General features: G+C 41.4%; 16 protein-coding genes. 2 read left to right on the forward strand and 14 right to left on the reverse strand.

Annotation, left to right across the window (positions count from 1 at the left end):
- Positions 1 to 16 precede the first annotated feature (16 nt).
- Genes ASE74_RS25190 through ASE74_RS15920 form a run of 4 tightly spaced genes read right to left on the reverse strand, consistent with a single transcriptional unit; the run spans position 17 to position 4151 of the window.
- Positions 17 to 970: a hypothetical protein gene (locus ASE74_RS25190; protein ID WP_235526120.1), complete on the reverse strand. Its 954-nt coding sequence runs from the start codon at positions 968 to 970 to the stop codon at positions 17 to 19.
- The gene (locus ASE74_RS25195; RefSeq protein ID WP_235526122.1) at positions 922 to 1842 is read right to left on the reverse strand and encodes a hypothetical protein; all 921 of its coding nucleotides are present in this window, start codon (positions 1840 to 1842) and stop codon (positions 922 to 924) included. The genes ASE74_RS25190 and ASE74_RS25195 overlap by 49 nt, the downstream gene beginning before the upstream one ends.
- 26 nt (positions 1843 to 1868) lie before the next feature.
- Positions 1869 to 3023 (reverse strand): glycoside hydrolase family 26 protein, encoded by a 1155-nt coding sequence (locus tag ASE74_RS15915; RefSeq protein ID WP_055911118.1) that lies wholly within the window; start codon positions 3021 to 3023, stop codon positions 1869 to 1871.
- A gap of 6 nt (positions 3024 to 3029) precedes the next feature.
- A complete protein-coding gene (locus tag ASE74_RS15920) occupies positions 3030 to 4151 on the reverse strand; it encodes a glycoside hydrolase family 26 protein (RefSeq protein ID WP_055911966.1) in 1122 nt (373 codons plus the stop codon).
- Positions 4152 to 4367: 216 nt separating this feature from the next.
- Here ASE74_RS15920 and ASE74_RS15925 point away from each other — a divergent pair, with 216 nt between their 5' ends.
- Positions 4368 to 5243, forward strand: a complete 876-nt coding sequence (locus ASE74_RS15925) for an AraC family transcriptional regulator (RefSeq protein WP_055911121.1) — start codon at positions 4368 to 4370, stop codon at positions 5241 to 5243.
- A gap of 228 nt (positions 5244 to 5471) precedes the next feature.
- On the opposite strand, the gene ASE74_RS15930 is transcribed toward ASE74_RS15925, so the two are convergent.
- From ASE74_RS15930 to ASE74_RS15975, 10 genes are all read right to left on the reverse strand, one after another.
- Entirely contained in the window at positions 5472 to 6704 is a 1233-nt protein-coding gene (locus tag ASE74_RS15930; RefSeq protein ID WP_082458806.1) for a glycoside hydrolase family 27 protein, read from the reverse strand.
- A gap of 9 nt (positions 6705 to 6713) precedes the next feature.
- On the reverse strand, positions 6714 to 7688 hold the full coding sequence (locus ASE74_RS15935; protein WP_055911124.1) for a glycoside hydrolase family 5 protein: 975 nt from the start codon (positions 7686 to 7688) through the stop codon (positions 6714 to 6716).
- A gap of 5 nt (positions 7689 to 7693) precedes the next feature.
- A complete protein-coding gene (locus ASE74_RS15940) occupies positions 7694 to 8926 on the reverse strand; it encodes a glycoside hydrolase family 26 protein (RefSeq protein ID WP_055911126.1) in 1233 nt (410 codons plus the stop codon).
- Between the two features lie 2 nt (positions 8927 to 8928).
- A complete protein-coding gene (locus tag ASE74_RS15945; RefSeq protein ID WP_055911128.1) occupies positions 8929 to 9489 on the reverse strand; it encodes a hypothetical protein in 561 nt (186 codons plus the stop codon).
- Complete coding sequence (locus tag ASE74_RS15950; protein WP_082458807.1) at positions 9486 to 11729, reverse strand: glycoside hydrolase family 3 N-terminal domain-containing protein; 2244 nt, start codon at positions 11727 to 11729, stop codon at positions 9486 to 9488. The genes ASE74_RS15945 and ASE74_RS15950 overlap by 4 nt, the downstream gene beginning before the upstream one ends.
- 45 nt (positions 11730 to 11774) lie before the next feature.
- Positions 11775 to 13061: a cellulase family glycosylhydrolase gene (locus ASE74_RS15955; RefSeq protein ID WP_055911131.1), complete on the reverse strand. Its 1287-nt coding sequence runs from the start codon at positions 13059 to 13061 to the stop codon at positions 11775 to 11777.
- Positions 13062 to 13116: 55 nt separating this feature from the next.
- Entirely contained in the window at positions 13117 to 14256 is a 1140-nt protein-coding gene (locus ASE74_RS15960) for an IPT/TIG domain-containing protein (protein ID WP_162235819.1), read from the reverse strand.
- A 7-nt stretch (positions 14257 to 14263) separates the two neighbouring features.
- Positions 14264 to 15916 (reverse strand): RagB/SusD family nutrient uptake outer membrane protein, encoded by a 1653-nt coding sequence (locus ASE74_RS15965; RefSeq protein WP_055911136.1) that lies wholly within the window; start codon positions 15914 to 15916, stop codon positions 14264 to 14266.
- A gap of 15 nt (positions 15917 to 15931) precedes the next feature.
- Positions 15932 to 19093 (reverse strand): TonB-dependent receptor, encoded by a 3162-nt coding sequence (locus ASE74_RS15970; RefSeq protein WP_055911138.1) that lies wholly within the window; start codon positions 19091 to 19093, stop codon positions 15932 to 15934.
- 419 nt (positions 19094 to 19512) lie between these two features.
- Positions 19513 to 22356 (reverse strand): TIM-barrel domain-containing protein, encoded by a 2844-nt coding sequence (locus tag ASE74_RS15975; protein ID WP_055911140.1) that lies wholly within the window; start codon positions 22354 to 22356, stop codon positions 19513 to 19515.
- A gap of 139 nt (positions 22357 to 22495) precedes the next feature.
- Here ASE74_RS15975 and ASE74_RS15980 point away from each other — a divergent pair, with 139 nt between their 5' ends.
- A complete protein-coding gene (locus ASE74_RS15980; protein WP_055911142.1) occupies positions 22496 to 23650 on the forward strand; it encodes an SGNH/GDSL hydrolase family protein in 1155 nt (384 codons plus the stop codon).
- The last annotated feature ends 518 nt before the right edge of the window (positions 23651 to 24168 follow it).

Raw genomic sequence — 24168 nt, forward strand, 5'->3', positions numbered from 1 at the left:
CTATTTATTATCTTTTCTAATCTTCTAATTTATTCCACCATGTTCTTTTCAGGATAAATACTATGGCCGCTAAAACAGCAACCGTAATCAAAAGTGGTGTGTGCATACTGAGTATGAAATACATCGGCAAGATGGTCAGGCAAAGTTGAGCGATAATTCCGAGCACAACATTGAACATGTCCAACTTAAATCTTTTATTCGCCTGAAAAGTTGGATTATCTGCAAGGACAAGGGCGTGGATTGGTTTCCAAAACCCCCATGGCCTTACCGTGCTATAAAACGATTTCAATGTAACCTCTTCAGTTGGAGGCGCGGCATAAGTACCCACAATACAACCGATCATAGAAAGTACAAATAACAGTGGCCACCAATAAAGGGGCAGACCATGGGTTACGTAAGGCATAACCAATGCAGCTGCAATACCCACGGCCATTCCCCAGAAAAAACCGTTGGCATTAAAGCGCCACCAGTACCATTTTAGACAGTTTGCGGCTACGTAACCACCATAAAGGCCACCGACAATCCATTGCAGGATGTCGTTTACGTTATTGGCGAAAAAACCAAGGATTACCCCTATAGCAACCACCACGACACCAACAATATAATTCATGTTGATGACCTTTTTGGTACCGGCAGAAGGGTTAATGTATTTTAAATAAATATCGTTTACAATGTAAGCCTGTGCTGCATTGAGTGTACCGCTAAATGTTCCCATAAATGCACCCAACAAACCTGTGAGTACAATTCCCAAGATTCCAACGGGAAGAAAATTGTTAATGGTAGCGGGTAGGATCCTTTCAAAATCAGTAACACCGTCCGGCCCTTTCAAATAAATCTGATTGTAATACAATAGCGCCAAAACGGTTAAGCCGATAACCATTGAATAACGGATCGGCAATAAGATGATGCTTACAAAGCCTGTCATTTTACTGGCATCTTTCGGGCTTCTGGTACTGAGTACCTTTTGCATATCGTAATTTGGCGCTGGTCCTGCCAGTGAACCAAAACACCTTTCAGCAGCATCATTCCAAAAAAGATACCGAATAAACTGAAGCCGTCATCCGCAATTTTCTTATTGGCATCTGCTGCAATTTTACTCCAGTCCAGATCCAGCTTCCAGCTGAAGAACGGGTCATCCCAGCCTTTTGGAACATTTAACGTATGCCCTTGAAGGTGGTTCATCGCGATAACCGCGATCGCCACACAACCGATCGTCATAAAGGCATATTTGATCATATCGCCAAGCACAATACTGTGCATACCCCCTAAAATGGAATAAAACATGGCGAACAATGTAAATACTATTCCATAGAAATGAGGAACGTATTTGGCGGGAACATCAAAAGGTACATAAGCTTTTACATAATCCCAAGGGATGAATATCTCCATAAATTTGCCAAGGCCGATGAAACCGTAGGCCAAAAACCCGAAGCAACTGATCAATGCAAATGCAATTACTACCACGTGAGAGCCTTTTACTCCTTTTCCAACTGCACCAAACCTGGTCTGCAACCATTCTGCCCCTGTATTGGCATTACTTCGGCGCAACCATTTACTCAGGAACATCATCATAAATACCTGGTTGAATACTGGCCAGAGCCAGGGGATCCAGATGCTTTTCAAGCCATAAACGAAGCATAAAGCAACCATCCACATGGTTCCACTTATGTCGAACATGTCTGAGGCGTCACTTAAGCCCAGCTTATACCAAGGCAGGGATTTGCCACCCATCATATAACTTTCCTTGTTCTGCTTGGCCTTTTTCCGGTACCAAAAGCCAATGAAAATCATTGTGGCAAGGTATAGGATGATGATTAAAACGTCTAATAATTGTAACTTCATATTTGGTTTATTGTACTGTAAGTTATTTAGTTAGGTAATAAGCCCAATTGTTTCAAACTATAGATATTGCCGAGATCCTTTAAAAAAATTGTTTTGGGGTCGTTATAGAAATCTTTGAAATCATCTTCACTTTGCTGACCGGGGTATGGCGAATAAAAATGACCGGTATGAGCATTCCGCCAGACCATCAGATATGAAATTTTTGAGGCTTCGGCGTCGTTCATGATTTTATTGAACACAGTTGTAAACCATTTGGGTTGAACAAGTTTCTCCTGACCGGTTTCTGTAAGCGCCGCGACTTTATTTTTAGAGATTGCATAGGCGCAGATCTGTCCGATCGATTTTACGGCCAGATCAATTGACTGCTCATCATGCAGATCTTTAAAATCGTAATAGTCATCAAAACCAAGTACATCTACAAAGCCGTCGCCTGGATAACGTTCCATATAATTTGCAAAATTCCCTGAAATTCTATCTGGAGAATATGCGTAAATAATATTGTGCACCTGCTTTTTATCCCGAAGGTACTGAACGGTAAACTGCCATAGCGTTTTATATTCCTGAGCAGTACAGAAGGGTTTCCCCCACCAAAACCAGTTACCTGTATTTTCATGAAACGGCCGGAAAATAACCGGGACGGCAACTCCTTTCTCTGTTTTCAAAGATTTAATCAGTAAAGCAACTTTATCTAAAGATCTGGTAAACTCCCTGTGTTTTTCGCCCCCGGGGAGAATAAGGGAAACACATTTGGTGGTATCATAAAAATTCTTCCCGGTAACAAAATTCTGAACATGCCAGCTCAGTGTGTTTACACCTCCCATTTTAAAAGCCTGCAAACAATAGCCTTTAAGTTTTTCGGCATTTTGAATTTGATTTTCTTCCGTACCGTCCTTCGCAATGGATTCCAGATCCCATCCGAACATTGCAGGATGAGAACCGGTTATAAGCTTGACATCGCTCATGTCATATTCACCCTTCCACCCAACACCATACATCAAAGCATCTTGCTGACCGAAAAGCGCTCCCTTTCCAGAAAGATTTTTGAGATTATAAAATAATGCTTTTGTTTCGGCGGTGGCTTTGGCATCAGCCATATTATCCTCGACAACAGATTTTTGTCCGTATACGACAGAAAGCATGGCAATAAATATAGAAAATAAGAAGGATACCGGTTTTTTCATGCTTTATTAATTATAGACAGCATACTTTTTTAAGCCCTTTTGCAGCAGGATCTCATTGTTCCTGATAAATTCCAGAAAGTCCGAAGCCGAAACCTGTCCGGGATATGGTGCATAATAATGGTTGTCCTTTTCTTTTTCACGATAGCCGGCATTGCGCCAGAACAGGACATACGAAGGCTTATTTTCCCGGATTGCCTTTGCAAAAACATTGGTCCACCAGTTGGCATCGGGAATTTCAACAAACCCAGTTTCTGCAATCGCACTTAATTTTCTGCTCCTTTTGGCAATTTTATTCTGAATAGATAAGCTATGAGCAATATCCTGTGCAAACGATTCCCCTTTTCCCGGTCCGCTATACTGGTAAGAGTCAAAACTTAAAACATCCACAAAGCTATCTCCGGGGTAACGCTCTAGGTATTCTTCTTCAGTTTTAAAATCACACGGGTTAAAAACATAAATCAAATTGTGCAACTGTTTTTTATCTCTTAAATATGTGAAAGTGAACCGCCATAAATCTTTGTATTCCTGAGCAGTGCAAGATTTTGCACCCCACCAGAACCAACCTCCACCGTTTTCATGAAAAGGCCTGAACAATATCGGTATCGCTTTTCCATCAGTACCTTTTAATGATCTGACAAATACAGAAAACTTATCCAGCCAGCCTTTATACAGCAAGTGTGCTGAACCCCTGGGAAGAATAGATTTAACTGCTATTGAACTGGTGTCCCAGGAATTTTTTCCGTTTACCGGATTATCCATGTGCCAGCTCAATGTATTTACCATACCTAAACTGTAAGCCTTTTTAATATACTGCTTCATTTTCTCGAACGGAACGCCATCTATATTCTGCGCATGGCCGGTTTCTAAACCAGAAACATCCCAACCAAAAACAGCCGGATATTCTCCGGTTAATTCCATGATATCACTTCTTCCGTTTTGATTTTTCCAGCCCACTCCATAAGCCAGATCATCCTGATGTCCAAACAAAACTTTTTTACCGGATAACCTGAGCAGATTTCTATACAGATTCTTGGTTTTTATCGATGCCTTAGTATCGGTTAACTGACCAAAAACAGGAATGAACAAAAGGGAAAAAAGCGTAAAAAACAGAAGTTTAATTTTTATCATTTCAGAAGGCATTGGTCAGTATTCTGGCTCATTTAACAATACCCTAAAATAGCCCATGAATTGAACTTAAGATAATACTATTTTAACCAAATACTATACAATAACCATAATTTAAATGCTATTAGCCCCTCATAATATTATTAAACAAATATATTTTCGTTACATTGCATTAATGTTCTTTTATCTTAAAGATATTTTTTTTTGAACCATTAAGTTATGAATAACATCATTAAAGAGATCACCCCGCTTACTCAAAATGACTGTTTCACCATTTTTTCGAGGGTAAAACAGGACTTCGATTTCCCGCTTCATTTCCACGAAGAGTTTGAACTCAATCTGATTTTAAATGCTGCGGGCGCAAAACGAATTGTCGGTGATAATATTGAAGAAATTACCGATATGGAACTGGTGCTGGTCGGACCTAATTTATCTCACGTCTGGACCACCCATAACTGCAAAAGTGAAGAAATTACGGAAGTTACCATACAATGGCACAAAGATCTTTTCGATGATAAAATGTTGCGCAGAAACCAACTGAGTTTCATCCGAAAAATGTTCGAGCGCTCAGTTAGGGGAATCCTATTTCCGAGAGAAACCATTGAAAAGGTTTATAAGCGGATATTGGATATTAATCAGTTACAGGGATTTGATTCTGTTTTGGAATTAATGAGTATTCTCCACGATCTCTCCTCATCGAAAAGCCTGCGGGTCTTATCTGACGCGACGTTTAACAACGACCAGGTTTTAAATTACAATAGTAGAAGGATTGATAAGGCTTTTGAATTTATGAATGCAAATTTCAACAAGCCGATCACCTTAAAAGATTTATCAAAACTGGTGAGCATGACAGAAGTTTCCTTTAGTAGGTTTATTAAAAAACGTACGGGAAACACGTTTATAGATAGCTTGAATGAAATCCGTTTGGGCCACGCTACCCGGATGCTTATTGAGACCACACATTCCGTTTCTGAAATTTCCTATAAGTGCGGTTTCAATAACATTTCCAACTTCAACAGACTGTTCAAGAAAAAGAAACATTGCACACCTAAAGAGTTTCGGGAAAATTTCTCCGGAACGAGGGTATTTATTTAGTTTGGTAGTGCTCGATCATCCCAAACAAACCAAAATGGGATAAATTTCAAATATCTCGGGGAGACCGGCCCATTGACAGCTGAAAAAAATTACGTTCAGTTGTACCGGATGGAAAGCAGAGATGGTGTAAGCTGCTTTTGTAAAAAATTTAAACGACCGGGAAATATAGATTTCTATTTCTCCCGATCGGCGAAGTTCCACCCACCTGGAAACCAGATCAGGATAAACTTACTTTTCCAAAATCAATGTCAGAATATCATGGGAGGGAACTTCTGTTTTCAAACTTTTTCTGGTTGTTCCCAAAGCTTTTCCCGTCCAGGCATTTTTAATGTTGTATACAATAGTATTTGCGTTCAGTTCTTTCTGAAAAATCTCATCTTTAACTTTTTCAGCCTGCCAGTCAAAGTCTATTTTTTTAGCTTCTGGTGATCGGTTTAAAAACGATACCGCCCAATTTCCATTGTTTAAAGGCTTAAACCAGATTTCAAATCCATTTATTTTTGAATACCTAAAACCCTGAATACCCAAAACATCCTGGTTGATTGCAATGATATTTCTGTTTGTTAACACATCGAGGGTTTCCTGGTTCATGTCCCTGAGATCATTTCCGGAAATCAATGGCGCAGCTAACATTGCCCACATGGAAAAATGCGCCCTGTCTTCTCCCGGCGTAAGTTTTCCATTTCCGATCTCCAGCATATCGGGATCATTCCAATGTCCGGGACCAGCGTATTGACGCAGGCCATCCTGTTTATCCAAAATCTGCATCACCCCCCATGACTTCCATGTACCATGATCTTCAACGCAATCAAAACAATTAAAAATATCTCCGCTGGTACGCCACAGATGCCCAACTGCCGGCCCCCAAACCCAGGGTTTATCTGTTCCCCATTCGCAGATACTGAGTACCATTGGCCTGCCGGCCTTACGCAGAGCGGCAGTGATGGTTTTGTAAGCCCCCTCAGCTTTTAGCCCTTCGGTGTTGCACCAATCATATTTTAAATAATCGATACCCCAACCTGCATAAGTCAGTGCATCTTGAAATTCATAACCCCTGCTTCCCGGCCTGCCACCACAGGTTTGCGAACCGGCATCAGAATACAGGCCCAACTTTAATCCCTTTGAATGAATGTAATCTGCCAGGGCTTTCATCCCGGATGGAAACCTTTTCATATCTGGATGAATAAAGCCCAAACTATCCCGTTCCCCATGCCAGCAATCATCGATATTGATGTAGGTATAGCCGACTTTTTTCATTCCGGAACTGATCATGGCATCTGCGGTTTCCTTAATCAACTTTTCATCTACATTACAGGCAAACCTGTTCCAGCTGTTCCAGCCCATGGGCGGTGTTAATACCAGGCCGTCGAATTTACTATAATTCTGAACGTAATTATTTCCTTGACCGAAAGCCAATGAACATGTAAAAACTGTAATTAACAAGAGAAATCTGAGCTTCATAAACTGAGTTTATTTATTTAATTTTTTAATCTGGGTTCTGATATAAAGGCCTGCCGGCGTAAGCATATTTAGTTTCCATCTTCCTGAGGGGGATGCTCCGGGTTTTAGCAGTGCTGTTGTTTCCTTTTTATCAGTAAGGTTCCAATTTGCCCAGCTCAGTTTATTTTTTTCCAGCCATGCAAACCACTTTTCAGTTTTTTCCACATCGAATTTCCCATCTCCGCTGGCCTCACCAACCCCCCATTCGGTTACTAAAATGGGCAGGCCCGCAGCAATTGCCTGATCGGCCCGTTTCATTAAAAGCTCCTGATGGTTAGGATCTGAGGCATAAAAATGAAAAGAGTACGCAATGTTGCTGAAACCTTTAATTGGATCTTTTGCAACGACATCAACATCCTGGTCCCAGTGCGGACTTCCCACGATAATTATATTTTGGGAATCATACTTCCTGATTTCCTTAATCACTTCTACAGCATAATCTTTAACCGTCTGCCATTCTATTTTCTCGGGTTCGTTAAATATTTCATAAATAATATTTGGTTTACCGGCATATTTTTTGGCCATTTTGGCAAAGAACTGTTTTGATTGTTCTACATGTTCATTTGCATGATGATCATGCCAATCAATAAGAACATACAAACCTCTATTCACCGCGGCATCAATGGTTCTGGTGATCATTTCTGTTTGCTCAACAGGATTTTGCAGATAACCGCTATCTGGCTGAACCGCCATAGAAGCCCGCAACAGGCTGATATTAAAATCAGATTGAAGCCAGTTTACAACATTTGCATTGTAGTATTTCCTTCCTCCCCAGACACTCCAGGATAAACTTACACCACGGAGATGAGGCTCGGCATTATTGGCATTTAAAATCTTTCCGCCGACGACTTTCAATGCGCCATTGCGGTTAGCCCAGTTGATTTTTTGGGCAAAGCCGGTACCAAACATACAGCCGGCCATCACTAATAAAAAAACTTTTTTCATAAAGACTATTTAATCTGATATACTGAAGGCATTCTGTCTCCAAAAAGCACAAAGCCGTCATTTTTAAAATTCATAAAATCGCTAGCAGCAGGATGGCCTGCATAGGGTGTCCAATAGGCATCCTTGGTATTGGCCCAAAGCAGGGCGTAAGCAAATTCGAGATTTTGATTCTTTAAAGATTTTAGCAGCTGCTGGGTAAACCAATCGCTTCTGGTTAAATTCTGGAGGCCGGTCTCGGTTAATGCAGCCAGTTTATTATGTGCTTTTGCATAATCAGAAACGATTTTAAATTTGGAAGCAGCAATTGCTGGAGAAACGTTAGCTTTCATATCTTCATAATTATCAGTACCGATTAAATCTACATAGTCATCTCCCGGGTAGTAACTAAGATACTGCGATTGGGAATTAAAATTCCGATCCGGTGACCATGCGTAAAGGAAATTCCTTACGCCCAGATCATCCCGGAGATATTTAACTGTGTATTGGTATATGGCAATATACTGTGCAGGTGTACAATGGCCACTTCCCCACCAGAACCAGCTGCCATCCATTTCATGGAAAGGACGAAAGATGATTGGAACTAATTTACCATCTGCACCGATCAGTGTTTTAGCATAATCAGCAACGATTTTCAAAGAAGCTTTAAAGGGTTCGTTGGCTGTTCCACCGGGCAAAACCTGATCAACTGCACTAACAGGAGAGTCAGCCCAGTAAAAGCTACCTTTTGAAACCGGGTTGGCGTAGTGCCAGCTATAGGTATTTATCCCGCCCCGGTTATAGGCCTCGATAGTCAAGGTCCGCGCAATAGATTTTTCATAATCGAACCAATTGCCGGCAGAAAAATTTGTCATATGGAGAAAATCATATCCATAGACCGCGGGATAGGAACCGGTAAGCGTTTTTACATCGCTCTGCGTTGTGGGAACACCAGAAAACTGCTGTTCATTTGCCCATTGTGTTGCTGCATTTGTCACCCCCCTTTTGGTATCATCCTGATGCCCAAAAAGCACATTGGTTTTTGCGCTTTGCTTCAGGTTATAAAACAGGGACGCTGTTTCATCTGTCGCATTTTTATCTACCAACCAGGTTTTAACTTTCGCAACATTTGGCACAGTACCAATCGGTAGGATAGATGTTACGGCCGGAATTTGATGCTCAACGATCTCTGCATTTTTCTTACACGCGAACAGTACAAGGGAGCACGCCGTAATTGCTGACAATATCTTTTTTAGTCCCATGATTAATTTGCTTTTGAAACTGGGGTCTCTTTCTCAAGATCTTCAACCGAAATCGACTTTACATTCAGGTCATCGACAAAAAAAGTTCCCGAAGCCTCGCTCAGTGCGATCATGATCCTAAAACCTGTTGCCAGATCCGGCACCCGCAAGTTTTTCTTAAAAGCAGACCACCCTTCTGTTCCTGTTTTTTCTACCAACGGGATTCCTTCACCCAACGTTTTATCACCATCTGTAAATTCTAAAATGATTACAGCTGTATTCCAGGCATTTGCGCCCTGCTCTACATCATCCATTTTATAAAAACCGGACACTAAAATAGCTTTGGAGTTTTTGGGCAGTTTTACTTTTTGGTCAATCCCTTCCCATTTTCCCTTTACATAAGCAACCAATGCCAGACTGGCTTCGCCAGATTTTCTGATTACTGTAGAAACTTTGGCATTACCAGCCCCCCAGCTATTTAAGCCATCTTCAAAGCCACCATTGCTAATTAAATTCTTCTGCGCGGAAACATGCCAGATACTGAAAAGAAAAATGATCAACGAAGAACAGACATACTTTTTCATAGCTTTTTGTATTGAAATTCATCACTCAGATTACCGATCATTACTTTAAAAGCGCCGGCTTCGGTGACTGTTTTTAAGGCTGTATTTACAAAGGCCAGATCGTTCTTATTTATCGAGAAGTGCACTGTTTTACTTTCTCCGGCTTTCAAGTTTATTTTCTGGAAGGCCCTTAATCTTTTCATATCAGGACTGATACTGGCGTACATATCTCTTGTGTACAACTCTATAGTCTGTTTACCATCCACTTTACCTGTATTGCTCACTAAAACAGATACCTGCAAGCTGTTATCGCCGCTTAATTTTTTAGTGCTCAACTTCAGATCGGTATAGCTAAAGCTGGTATAACTTAAACCCGTACCAAATGCGAATAAGGGATTATAGCCGGTATGCACATCATCATTAAAGACCTCTCGAATGTCCTCCGCCGGCTTTCTGTCATATAAAACAATTTCTCCACTGCTTCTTGGATAGCTAAAGGGAAGTTTACCGTTTGGGTTGTAATCACCAAAAAGCACATCAGCAACCGCTTCTGCAGCCTTTCTACCACTCCAATAAGCCATTAAAATCCCACTGATTTTAGGCTCAAGATTGGTAATGAACCTTGGTCTACCTTCTGTCAAAACAAGAATAACCGGTTTCTCAGTTGCTATTGCGGCCCTGGCTAGCGCCTGCTGATTTTCATCCAAGGCTAAGTCAGCTATATTCCCGGGGCTCTCCGCGTAAGCATTTTCGCCCAGACATAAAATTATAGCATCGGCATTCTTAGCGGACCTGGTCAGCGCATCTGCATCAAAATTTTCGGTGCTTTCGAAACCTTTAACTGTTGTGGTCAAAACATTTTTTTCGCCGACTTTTTCTTTTATGGTCTGCAAAATGGTTTTACTGTCCTTAGGATACCACTGCTCCTCTTTTCCCTGCCAGGTATAACTCCAGCAACCATTTAATGCACTGATACTTTGAGCGCCCGGACCGGCAACCAAATATCTTTTACTTTTTAATAAGGGCAGAACATCATCTTGATTTTTCAATAAAGTCATGGCTTCATGGGCAGCATCCAGAGCAAGCGTCTGATATTCCGGTCTTCCAAAATTCGCCTTTGCACCTTCTTCAGGATATGGATGATCAAACAGGCCCAAATTCATCTTGAGTATCAGAATTCTTTTAACAGCTTCATCAATACGGACCATCGGAACTTCGTTCTTTTGAACCGCTTCGATCAACAGATCATAAAAGGTAAAATCACTTGGTACCATGCTCATATCTACCCCGGCATTTACGCACATCGCAACTGCCTGCCTTGGTGTACTTGCAACATGATGCCATGCATAGACACGTTTTATATCTTCCCAGTCACTTACAGCAACCCCATTAAACCCAAGTTCTTTTCTTAAGATATCGGTAAGCAGATATTTACTTGCATGAACCGGCATTCCATTTATAATACTTGAATTTATCATTACCGATGATGCACCGGCTTTTACTGCTTCTCTGAACTGGGGGAGATAATACTCTCTCAGTTCTATTTCCGGCAGATAAATCGGTGTTCTGTCTTTACCGTTTCTTGAGGCTGAATAACCTAAAAAGTGCTTCATGCAACTTGCCACGGCTGTTGTGCTGTTCAATCCGTCTTCTTCGTAAGCCTTAACTACCGCAGCGCCCATTGTTTTGCCGATATAAACATCTTCACCGTAGGTTTCCGGAAAACGTGACCATAGGGGCTGTCTGCCACAATCCAGAACCGTTGCGAAATTCCACCTGACACCGCTTGCCCTTAATTCTTTTGCGGCCACTTTGGTTACGGCTCTGGCAAGATCTAAATTCCTTGTGGCCGCCATTCCAATATTTTGGGGAAAAAGTGTTGATTCCAATGTATAGGTCTGGCCATGGATTCCATCTAAACCATATAATATTGGTATCTGTAATCTTGTATTTTTAGCTTCATCTGCAATTTCTGTGAGCAGCTGACTCCACTGACCTACGGTTAGCGCATGGTTGGTTACATTTAAGATTGAACCGACTTTATGCTTTATTACAGCATTTTTTAAGGCTTCTGTATTGAGCTCTCCGTCTGTCTGCGTACCGATCACCCCTAGGGTAATCTGGGTCATCTGACCAACTTTCTCCTCGAGCGTCATTTTAGCTAAAATAGCCTCAACCTTTTTTTGGTTTGATTCTACTTTTTGCGCCTTTAAGTCTATGAATGATGCGATGATCGCAACGACAAAAAAATAATTTTTCATTTTAATCTTATAAACTAAATGTTTTTGCTCAATAAGAACAGCGGACTATTTTTTTAAGTATTTCCCTATAATTTTCCAGGTCGAGAAATCAGAATTGAAAACTGAATTCAATCCCTGTTCTTCCTGAGGAGGGTCTCCGGAAAAATCATCGCCATCTTTCCAGAACAACTGTCCGTCGATGGGTTTTGATAGACCTGCGAAAGACCAAAAATTACAGCCGGAAATTGCACCGCCCTTAGCCCGGCTTTTTGCCCATATCGAGAAAATATTTCCAAAATATTCATCGCGCAGGCCTGTGGCAGCTGAAGGATCAAAGGCATGACCATCTCTGGGCAGACCGAACTCTTCAATTACCAAAGGTTTATTTAATTGAATTGCAACCACTTCATGTACATTAACGTAGTCCGAGGTTTTGTGGATAACTCCCTGCAAGCTCTCCTTTGTTGGCGCTTCTTTAAACCATCCCCAATTTTTTGGCCAAATGTGGATTGTTAAGTAATCGATATTTACACCTGCATGGATTTCTTTAAATAAATCCAGGTTCTCTTCTGTACCCATAAAACCTTCTGTGCCTATTGTAACCAAATGATTTTTATCCATGGATTTAATATAAGATGCAGAATTGGTGATCCAGGCTTTATAAGCTCCGATCGCTTCAAGCCGCATCGGACGGGGTTCATTAGCCAGTTCCCAGGCCATAATGGCGGGTTCATTTATATATTTTTTGCCGGTATAGGCATTTTTATGTTGAAGGACAAAATAAACCTGCTTTTGATAATCGGCCTTGCAGGCATCACATGAGTAGAATTTACTGGTATAATCACGCTGTTCGTCCCAGGTCAATTTTCTTTTTAAGGTGTCATTATCAATTTTTCCGTTCCAGTTTAAATATTGCATAAAGCCACCACTCCACTCCCAATTATTGCTCAGATATAAAACGGCATACATCTTCCGCCTCCCCATTTCCATTAATAAAAAATCCAGCCCTTTCATAAGCGCGGTATCAAAAACGTTATGCTGAGTCTGTAAGGCAGGCTTGACCCGAACCACGCCATTTATTTTCCCTTCCCCCTCTGAGCTGACCAATACACGGAGGTTATTTATACCTTTTGACTTTAAGAAATCAAGTTCTTTGATCAGTCTCAGTTTACCCCTTGCCGGATCTTTTTCCAAAGCAAGCAGTCCACCATACCAATAATTGGTACCGATATAATAGTATGGTTTTTCGCCGATCAGAAACTGATGCCCTTTTTGCTTAACGAAAGACTGTTGCGCGGTTGCCATACCGATAAAAAACATGGATGCAATCAGCAGGTATATTTTTTTCACCATTTTTGTTAAAAAAGCCCTGATCTGCTTAAGACCAGGGCAATAAATTTCTAACTCACTAAATAAACCCTATGTCATCGACATAGATTGTACTCGGCACTGCATTGCCTAAACTTTGCAGTACAAATTCGGTAATAACCGAGGGATTGCCCACATCTTTTAACTGAATGGTAAAATCGGTGTAAACACCGGGCACCAACGTTATGGCCACCGCATTGCCGTAATTACCATTGATAACCAATTGAACCCTGCTTCCGGCCACTATTCCAGTTCCGCCGTATATGGAGAACTTTATGGCAGTCAGACCAGATTTTGCAACATCGATCGTCGATCCATTGTACCCGATCTGTAATGCGCCATAGGCATCCGTAAAGGTTGTAGCAATAGCAGAGGTGCCCCGCTTAACACGGGTGGTACTCGCCAGGTTTATCGTACTGTTGTAACCCAAATAAGAGCCCCATCCTGTTGCGAAAAGATCATCATAAAGCAGGGCTTTAAATCCAAATGAACCGGCAGAACGGGTGGTTCCTCCAGGGGTAGTGACTAAAATACGTGACTGGACAACTCCTGCCGGTACTTTCACCTGAATCTGGGTCTTGGTCGGTGTTCCGACAATCTGGGCAGGAATGGAATCAAAAGTAACTTTGGTCACTCCCTCGAATACCGTTCCGGTTATGGTCACCGTTTCTCCTGCACCTGCAGCAACCGGACTGAAGGTTGTAATTGTCGGCGGGGGCTGCAGAATGGGGAAATCAAAACTTGCGGAGCCAAACTTGGTTGTTACGATCAGTTTATTACTTTGACCGCCCCCATAAGGTGTTATGGCAGGTATAGAAACAATAATGCTGTTATCTGTCAATAATGCTGGATTGTAGTTAACCTGTAGTCCATTAAAAGAAACCGAAAGGGTTGTCAGTAGATTCTCTCCGATGATAGCGTATTGGTTATTCAACCTTCCGGCAACGATCGTAGAGTCAAATTTTACCTGCCTGGTCTCGTCATAGATGGAATTGGAATCCAGATTGATCCTGTGCACAACGTTTTTAAGGGTATCGGTTTTGCTGATCAGCCTTACCCTTGTAATTTTTGGTGCGCCGCCGGCACCCTCGTCGGTTTTCTTACAGGAAGCAAAACCCAATACCATGGCAACGAACACGAAGAACACAGTAAATTTTGTTTGTTTATTTATCTTTTTCATGTTTATTTTATTTAAAAACATAAGGTACCGGTGGCTGTAATAATTTAGGGTTTGATGCAACCTCGGTTGCCGGGTATGGAAACAGGAATTTGCTGTTTGTCATTGAATAATATCCATTTCCATAGCTATTGGAAGGTACGCTGTTATCGCCAGCTCCACGATCCTGTTGATTGATGATTGTAATCGCGTTTGGATGGCTGGAAACATTATAGCCATCTAAACGGGCCAGATCAAACCAATAGTCAAATTCGAACATCAGCTCGCGCCTGCGTTCTTCCAAAATGTCATCTCGGTAATATTGGGCTGGTGCGTTAGCAGGTTTGCCGGGTGTGTTGTTTGCAGTAAAATAGCCCCGTCGGATCTGTGTTAAATTACCAAGACCTGCACGGTTTCTTATTTTGTTGATAGCCGCCAGCGCTTGTGCATCTGTGCTGTTTTTTGAAGTTCCCATTATGGCCTCGGCCAAAATCAGGTACACCTCGGCGTAGCGCATCATATACGTATTGTTTGCCGAAGACTGGGCTGAGCCGATACCTCCATTGTCTGCCGGCGTACCTACCACATATTTTTTAACAAAAGCACTTGTTCCCTGACCTTGATTGGCTGCCTGGGTATACCCTCCTGTGGCCTGGTTAATCTCTGGATAGACAGCTCCTGTAACCATTATAGTCGGTTTGAAGCGTTTGTCATCCTGCTGAAAGCTATACAGCGCATCAAAAGTAACCCCTAAAACGCCATATCCGTCACCCGTCCCGGTAATTGAGGTATTGGCTGCCCAGGAAGCCTGTAATGGATTCCCTTTGCCATAACCTCCTGCACCCGCCCATTGCAGTGCGATCACAGATTCTTCGTTGTTATTGTTAGCTGTAAGGAACAGGTCTTTAAATTCTTTTCCAGGAACATCAATGCCATAAAGTTTGAACTCCCCGCTGTTGATCACCTTTTCTGCCTCAAGGCGTGCATTGGTATAGTCTTGCATGTAAAGATAAACCTTGGCAAGCAGTGCGGATGCCGATCCACTGGAAACTCGGCCTTGCGCTATAGAATTGCCACTTCGGATCTGTGGAATAAGGTTTGCTTCGGCAAACTTAAGATCATTCAGGATAAATTTATAAACATCCGGTACCGGATTGGTATTAACCTGGAAATTTTCAACATAATCCAATGTATTTTCTATGATTGGTACATTCCCCAGCAGCCTAACCAAATGAAAATAAGCCAGTGCTCTAAAAAGATGGGCTTCTCCCAAAGCCTGGTTAACTACCTTCCTGTCTACAGATGCAGGAACCTTTTCCGGCAGGTTATTAATGATTGCATTAGATTGCGCAACCACAATCCATAAAGAATTGTAAGCATTTGCAAGTTCTGTGTTCCCATCAGTCACGGAAAAATTTCCAAAATTTGCTACATCTGAAGAATATGAGCGTCCGTTTCCACCGGCCATTTCTGTAATGGCCCATCCTCCTTTGGTCACCCAGCCAAACCAGGCTGCGCTGTAAAGTACATTGGTACTTGAACTTACCTGCTCTGCAGTTTTATAAAAATTATCCAGTGTAATGGAGCTTTGAGGGGGACGGTCGAAAAATTCCTTTTTACAACCGCTCACCGTACCCATAATTAGTACAGCTATTGTAAGCTGATATTTTATATATGTTTTCATATTTCTTTCTTATAATTAAAATTCTGCGTTGATTCCAAAAGTAAATGTGCGTGGAATAGGGTATCTGCCACTATCTACATTGGTCAGAAACACATTATAATTCTGGTTACCAACCTCAGGATCCAAACCTTTATATTTTGTAAACACATATAGGTTCTGTACGCTTGCAAATACCTTTAACCTGTTTAGCTTGGCTTTACGGATCAACTCTAATGGCAGGCTGTAGGCCAGGTTTACATTTTGAACACGCAGGAAAGAACCAGATTCTATAAAACGGTCTGAATTTTTCAAGTTCGGGTTATCCCCACCTCTGGGTGATGGAATATTTGAGCCCGTATTGGTCGGGCTCCAGAAATCTATTGCAGAGGCCAATTGATTTTGATAAAGGCCGGACAACCCTGATAACTGATAGTTTAATGCATTTAAAATTTTGGCTCCATAAGAACCATTTAAAAAGATCGAAAGGTCAAAAGATTTATAAGAGAAATTATTTGTAATCCCATATGTGAATTTTGGGTTGGGGTTTCCCAATGAAGTTTGATCTGACTCATCAATTTTACCATCACCATTTAGATCCTCGAACTGAATATCCCCTAGCCAGGTGCCAGCACTGTTATTGGCAATAGGCCGGCCGAACTGAACCGGAGCAGCCCTTAACTGTCCATCGGTACGGAAAATATCCTTCACTCTATAACCATAAAACTCACCAATCGATCCGCCTACCTTTGTTCTGGTAACGGTCATCTGAAGGAAACTTACGTTGATTTTCCCGTCGATAAACGGCACACCGTCTGCTAAAGATAAAACCTCATTTTTATATTTCGAGAATATTACTGTCGTATTCCATTTGAATTTGCCAGTTAAGTTTTTACTGTTTAAAGTAAAATCAAAACCTTTATTACTTACTTTACCTCCGTTGATATATGGTGGACTGATCACACCGGTACCTGAATAAGCGGCTGTTTGCCCAACAAGATATGCCGGAAGTGGCTTTTGAAAAAGAAAGTCTTTGGATGTTTTGTTGAAGTAATCGAACGAGGCATCAATTCTTCCTTTGATCAGGCTAAAATCGACACCAATATTTGTCTGCACAGCGCTTTCCCAGGTAAGGTTCGGGTTGGCAACTTTATCTATGGCAAAGCCGGTACCTAAACCGGTAACCACAGGATTCAATGCTGATCCATATTGGTAGTTTGGAAGATTCTGATTACCTACCTCCCCATAACCTATCCTAAATTTAATGTTGTCAGCGACATCTTTTATGCCGGCCATGAATGGTTCATCCGAAAGGCGCCAGGAAACCGCAAAGGCAGGGAAATAACCTGTTTGCTTGCCCTGAACAAATTTGGAGGACTTATCTGAACGGACGGTCGCGGTAATGCTGTACTTATTATCATAAGTATAGATACCCCTGGCAAAAAAAGACTCAAGCGCCTGGCTATCTTTATATTCCCCAATGATGGCAGTCTTGAGGTCCCCTAAGCCCAGCGTCTGGAGATCATTGCTCAAAAACTTCTGGATTGAGGCATCAGTTCCGCCCCAGGAAGATTGGTTGACCTCATAGCCTAACAATGCTGTTAAGTTATGCTTCTTATTGAAGGTATGTGCATAAGTGAGATACTCTTTCCATCCCCAATAAGTAGTGTTCGAATTATATTCCTGCAATCTGGCGGTTGCATTTCCATAAATACCATATTGATAAGTTGGGACGAATACCCTTGCTGCAGAATAATTAAAATCGCCGTTCACTTCAGATCTAAGTGTCAGGTCTTTGAAAAATTTAATGTCACCATAAAGCGCTCCATTAAGATTGCTCCTGCTTAAAACATTGGTAATATCCAAAGATTGGGCAACAGGATTAATCTGCCCTCCCTGTTGGTTTGAATTGGGGATAGGACCTGCAAAAGAACCATCAGGGTTTCTGACAGCCTGATCCGGGGCACTTAACAAAGCGTTATAAACAACGCCAGTATTATTTGACAGGCCCTGATTTTCATTTGAGCGGCTTCCCGATAGGGACATGCCGACTTTTAACCATGTTTTGACCTGACTGTTGATGTTTGAGCGAAAAGTATACCTTTTATAATTACTTCCTAAAATTGTACCGTCCTGTTTTAGATATCCTCCGGAAAAATAATAATCCACACCGTCTTTTCCTCCGGAAATACCCAACTGGTGATTTTGCATTACCGCGTTTCTGAAGATCTCATCTTGCCAATCTGTTCCTTTACCTAAAAGGGCAGGGTCGGCAAATTCCGCTCTCCTCTGTACACCGGTAACATCTGCCAACGCGTTCTGTAAGACAGCATATTGCTGAAGGTTCATTACATCGAGGAACTTTCCTTGCTGTGAAATGGCGCCGTATCCATCATATGTAACCCTTGCTGAGCCATTTTTACCGCGCTTTGTGGTAATAATAATCACACCATTGGATGCTCGGCTACCATAAATTGCAGTTGCAGATGCATCTTTTAAAACATCGATCGATTCGATATCGCTTGGGTTGATCGCAGAAAGCGGGCTTACTGCCGATTCGCCGTTGTTGGCCGATAGACCGACCGTTCTGCCACTGGTTGATTGATTGGTTGCATCTCCTGATATGGGAACACCATCAACTACATACAAAGGCTCATTGGACAGGCTCAAAGAGGTTACCCCACGTACCCGTACAGAGGTTGAACTCCCGGGCGCACCGGAATTTTGTGTAATGGTAAGTCCTGAAGCCTTGCCCTGGAGCATCTGATCGATACTCACCTGGGGTACATTTTCAATATCCGCGGCCTTAACAGACGAAATCGCGCCGTTCACATCTCCCCTTTTCTGGTTACCATACCCTATCACAACCACGTCGGAAAGATCTGTTGATGCAGGTTTCAGAACAACATTTATCACATTCCTTTCTCCTACTGTAATTTCCTGCCTCGCAAGGCCAATAAAAGAAAAGACCAGTGTGGTTGCTGAACCTATTGGCACGGTAATCACATATTTTCCGTCAGAATTCGTGGAAACAGCAGTTTGAGAATTTTTGATAGATACCCCTGCTCCTGGCAAGGTTACACCTTTTTCATCTGAAACAGTTCCTGTAATCTGTCTATTTGCTGTACTCTGGGCTAGCGCCGGAAACAGCGGTGCCAGAAACACAACAAACAGCATAGCTGCTCGTAAGGTTTTACTCATAATGTTTATATTTAGTTATTTGTTTACTAATTCAAATTTAACATCATGGCAGACTACATTTATAATATTATTTTAACATAAGATAATCTTAAAAGAACTGTTGGATAAATAAAAGAGAATTAAAACCATCATAATCAACATTTTTTATTAAATAACTGCCTAAACTTAATATTATACTTTTTTACCATGGCTGGTAAAATAATTAACCATCTTTGTAAGCCGCAACAGGTAGCATGTTAACAAAACATACGGATAACATTAACTGCTGTCAATGTTTCAAAAGAACCATGAGAAGTTTGATAAAATACAGGCGTTGAAGAAACTGCCGCTAAACTGTTGAAAACGATAGCGCGTATTATTTTGAAATATAGTTTGCCATTCCGATTTCATAAACCTGGACAAATGCCATCATTAAACAACTACAGTTTAATCACGATTTTTTTCCCGGTATAACTTACTGTTTTATCCGGAGCCTGATTAAGATTTAAGGTCTTTGCCTTTTTAGCCGTTATAAAAATGATCTTAAAGGTCCTGTCTTCCAGCATCCCTTTGAAGGCTCCTTTCCGGTCTCTAACCATAAGGGTTTTAGTACTTTCGGTATACTGAAAGTCTATGGTGGAGAATGCACCCTTCTCATAGTTATAATTTGTGCCCTCATCTTCGTAAAGCGTAAATGCTCCATCCCTACCGGCATAAAGATATACCTGGACCGGATCGGCAGGTTTTTCCGAGGTGTACTGAATTTCGGGGCCATATGGAATAATGGCACCTTCTTTTACATAAACTGGTATTTGACCGTATGGAGCTTTAGCGGTAATGGTCTGACCGCCTTTAAGATAATTTCCTGTGTATAAATCGTACCACCCGGTCCCTTCCGGCAAATAAACTTTCCTTTCCGTGGCGCCATATTTATAAACAGGGTTTACAAGCAATGAAGGGCCAAACATGAACTGGTCGGAGATGTTTTTTATTTTCGGATCTACACCGTAGTCCATAACCAAGCCTCTCATAATGGTATAATCTTTTTGATAGGTTTGCCCGGCAAGGGAATAGATGTAGGGCATTAACCGGTAACGCAGTTTATTGTAATATAAAATACTTTTATAAGCAGGATGGTCGGCTGGAGCAATATTATATACCTCTCGGAAGGGGAACTGTCCATGCCCTCTAAACAAGGGAACGAATACTCCGAACTGGTACCATCTGGTGTTCAGCTCACGCCATTCCGCCAGATCGGCCGGATTGGGATTTTCATACCTGCGTTCCACTGAGAAGCCTCCAATATCCATAGTCCAATAAGGGAGACCAGATAAGGAAAAATTAATTCCGGCAGAAATCTGCGACTTCATATCTTCCCAACGGGAGGCAATATCACCGCTCCATGTTGCGGCCGCATACCTTTGCAAACCGCCATAAGCTGACCTGGTTAAAATAAAGACCCTATCATCCGGATTTGCTTTCCGCTGACCTTCATAAACTCCTTTTGAATTCTGCAGTGGAAAGGCATTGAAGTATTTTGCAGCCGACCCAAGATAAGTGGGTGTCATGTTCTGTTTCCGCTCCCAGATCGGCAGATTAGAATGGATATCGGGTTCGGTGGCATCCATCCACCAGGCATCGATGCCCTTTGTGTACAATGTTTTATTCATCAGACTCCAGAACATTTCACGGGCTCCCGGGTTAAAAGCATCGTAAAAAGTAGATTGATAGCCTAACCAATCCTTTCTTCCATCGGCAATATTCCGTTTATATAGATACCCATTTTTGTTCATCAGATCATAATTTGAATTGCCGGTATAAAATTTTGGCCAGACTGATATCATTAAGCGGGTGTGGTAGGTGTCGTGCAGGGCTTTAATCATTTTTTCAGGATCTGGAAAGCGGCTTTTATCAAACTCATGGGTACCCCAACTATCCGGTTTCCAATACTGCCAATCCAGCACAATGTTGTCAATAGGGATTTTGCGGTCCCTAAATTCTTTGACAACACCCAAAAGTTCCTCCTGGGATTTATATCTTTCCCTGCTCTGCCAAAAACCCATCGCCCATTTTGGCATTAAGACCGCTTTACCCGTCAGGGTTCTATAACCGCTGATGACCTCATCCGCATTTCTGCCCGATATAAAATAATAATTAATTTCATTACCCGACTCGGATAAAAAGGCATATTGATTTTGATCTTCTTCCGGTATCGGGGTTAAGCATTTAATGGAAAGATAAGATTCTGTACCATCCGGAATCCATTCAATTTTAACATCATACTTTTTATCCTTCTGCATTTCGGTTTCTACAACTGCCGACCCAGGGTTCCAGGCCTGTCTCCATTTATCAACAAGCAGTTCACCATTTATCCAAATTTTGATATATCCTGCATATTTAATATTAAAATGTTGCAGGCCACTATATCCAGATGAAATTTTGCCTTCCCATTTTACAGTTCCATCCGACATCTTAAAACTATCTGGAAATTTTTTCAAATCACTTAAAAAGGAATAATCGATATCTGACTCAGGCCTTTCAAAAGATTTCGTTCCGGTTTTCTTATCAGCATAAGTTGCTGTCAACCAACCACGAGATCCTTCTTTGGAAAATAAACACAAGCTTGATAAGGGCTGATAAGTTCTAACATCCCCCACTTTGGTAATGGAATAATTATCCCAAAGAATGCCATAATTTTTATTGCTCAACAAAAAGGGAATGGCTACATCGGTATTGTTCTGAAGTAACAGAACCTGTTGACCTTTATAGTTCATCATATCATCCTGATGCTGTCCTAAACCGTAAATAGCCTCATCATCCGGCGAATTAAAAACCTGTTCTATTTCGTAACTCTGTTCTCCATCATTGGAAACAGGCTTAAACACCCTGCTTGTTTGCCGCTTTTCTTCGAGTATATTTTTACCGTTAAGGTCCTGATATTGGATCTGACCGGAGGTAATATCAACTTTCACTAAAAGCGACCGGGTTTTGACTTCAACAAAAGTGGGAGTTTCACTGACTGTCCAGCCTGGATTGGACTTAACAGGAATAACCATCAGGCTGGGCTCTGCTGAAAATTCATTTTCAGGCGATATTACTGTATGGATTATCTTATCGGATATGACCTCAATTTTTATTCTTTTCCCAATATTCAGACCATTAACCTTTGGCTGTACAATTATTCCGTTCTCTGATTTTTGGTAATGGAGATCCTGCGAGAAGGCGGATAAGGATAAGACCGATAAAAATAACGATGTACCTAAAAAAGCATAAATTTTTCTCATAACTAAAAACCGCCATCTGGGCATTAAATAAATTTCGTTGTTGACAGCTTAAAGATAGTGTGGGATTGACCAATAATCATTTCTTTTTAAGCTATATTACGCATACTTTTCCTCCATTTGGTGATAGTTTTTTATCGGAATGCAATTATCACTTTCACTTTTGTATATAATTGCAGAAACTGAAAACGGTATGAAACTTAAAATGCTTATTTTCTTAATTGTATCCATTTTTCTGGTTAAAAAGGGGCACGCCAATATTGACACATTGCTGGCAGCTCAGCTTAAACCGATAGGGAGATCACTCATTAACGGTAGCAAAAAGCTGGAAATGATCAGTTCTGCTGTGCATTTCGGTTATAAGTTCAGAGGTGAAAGCTGTACCATATATGCATCTTTGAAAGAGGAATGGGAACACAATTACATTCAGTACGAAATAGACGGAAAATATCAAAAACGTATCCGTATAAACGGAAATTCAAAAGTTCCGATTGTCATCAGAACGGGTGGACCTGGGGAACATATAGTCTGGATATATAAAGCCACTGAAGCGCACACCGGCCCTATCATCATTGAAAAGATTATAGCGGAAAAGATTTCGGCAGTAAGTGCCGGCAAGGCACCTATCATCGAATTTATAGGGAATAGCATTACCTGTGGTGCGGCTTCAGACCCATCCGAATATCCCTGCGGAAGCGGAGAATATCAAGATCAGCACAATGCCTATATGGCTTATGGACCACGGGTTTCCAGAAGACTGGCGGTCAACTATATCATGAGCAGTGTCAGCGGGATAGGCATATACAGAACCTGGAACAGCGAAGGGCCATCAATGCCCCAGGTTTATGAGAAGATAGACTTTAAAAACGACACAGAATTAAAATGGGATTTCAAAAAATATTCACCAAAAATTGTAAGTATTGCTTTAGGTACCAACGACCTCAGCACAGGAGATGGGAAGGCTCCAAGAAAGCCATTTGTTGCAGATACCTTCGTAGTTAAATATGTAGAGTTTATAAAATGCATTAAATCCCGGTATCCTTCTGCAAAAATCGCCCTTTTAAGCAGCCCGATGGTCAAAGGTGCACAGCGGAAGTTACTTGAAGCTTCACTTTTACGGATAAAGCAGCGTATCGATTCCATATATCCTAAATCAGATCACATCAGTATGTTTTTCTTTCCGGAAATGGAACCGCACGGTTGCAGTGGTCATCCCAGCGTAGAAGATCATATAATACTTGCCGAGCAGCTCTATCCATTTTATAGGAAGCTCCTCAATCCACAAAGGCCAGGATAATGCCTATTTGGGTACCGTCTATGAACACATAATGGTGAACCGGCAAAGTTAAAACGGGAAATCATAATGCTGCTCCACTGGATAAGTAGTTTAAAAAATAAAACACTCGGTCAGAATCGTTGGTGAGAGAAGTTGTGTAAATTCGGTACAAGGATAGGTACGCTGAACTTATACTAGAATCTCTTTACTTTTATTTAAGGGTTGTTTTTTTTAATGCTGTTAGCTCGGATAAGTGCTTGTTTAAACACATCCCTCTCCATACCCCACATAAAGATGGTTATAACAAATACTTTGCTCATACCGTTACGGATCAGCTTAGCCAGGCTGCTGGAGTCCTTATAATAAATTGGGTCTATCATATACTTATTTTCAATGTTCATTCAACAACGCTGGTACTTCCGGATTCGCAACAAAAGTGGGGATCGGCGAACACACAAAACGAGGTTATATAACACAATTTGACGTTGATATTTATTGCTCTTTAAACTATCTGTACTTTATAGCAATGTAATTCCGGG

The organism is Pedobacter sp. Leaf216, assembly GCF_001421515.1.
GTDB lineage: Bacteria > Bacteroidota > Bacteroidia > Sphingobacteriales > Sphingobacteriaceae > Pedobacter.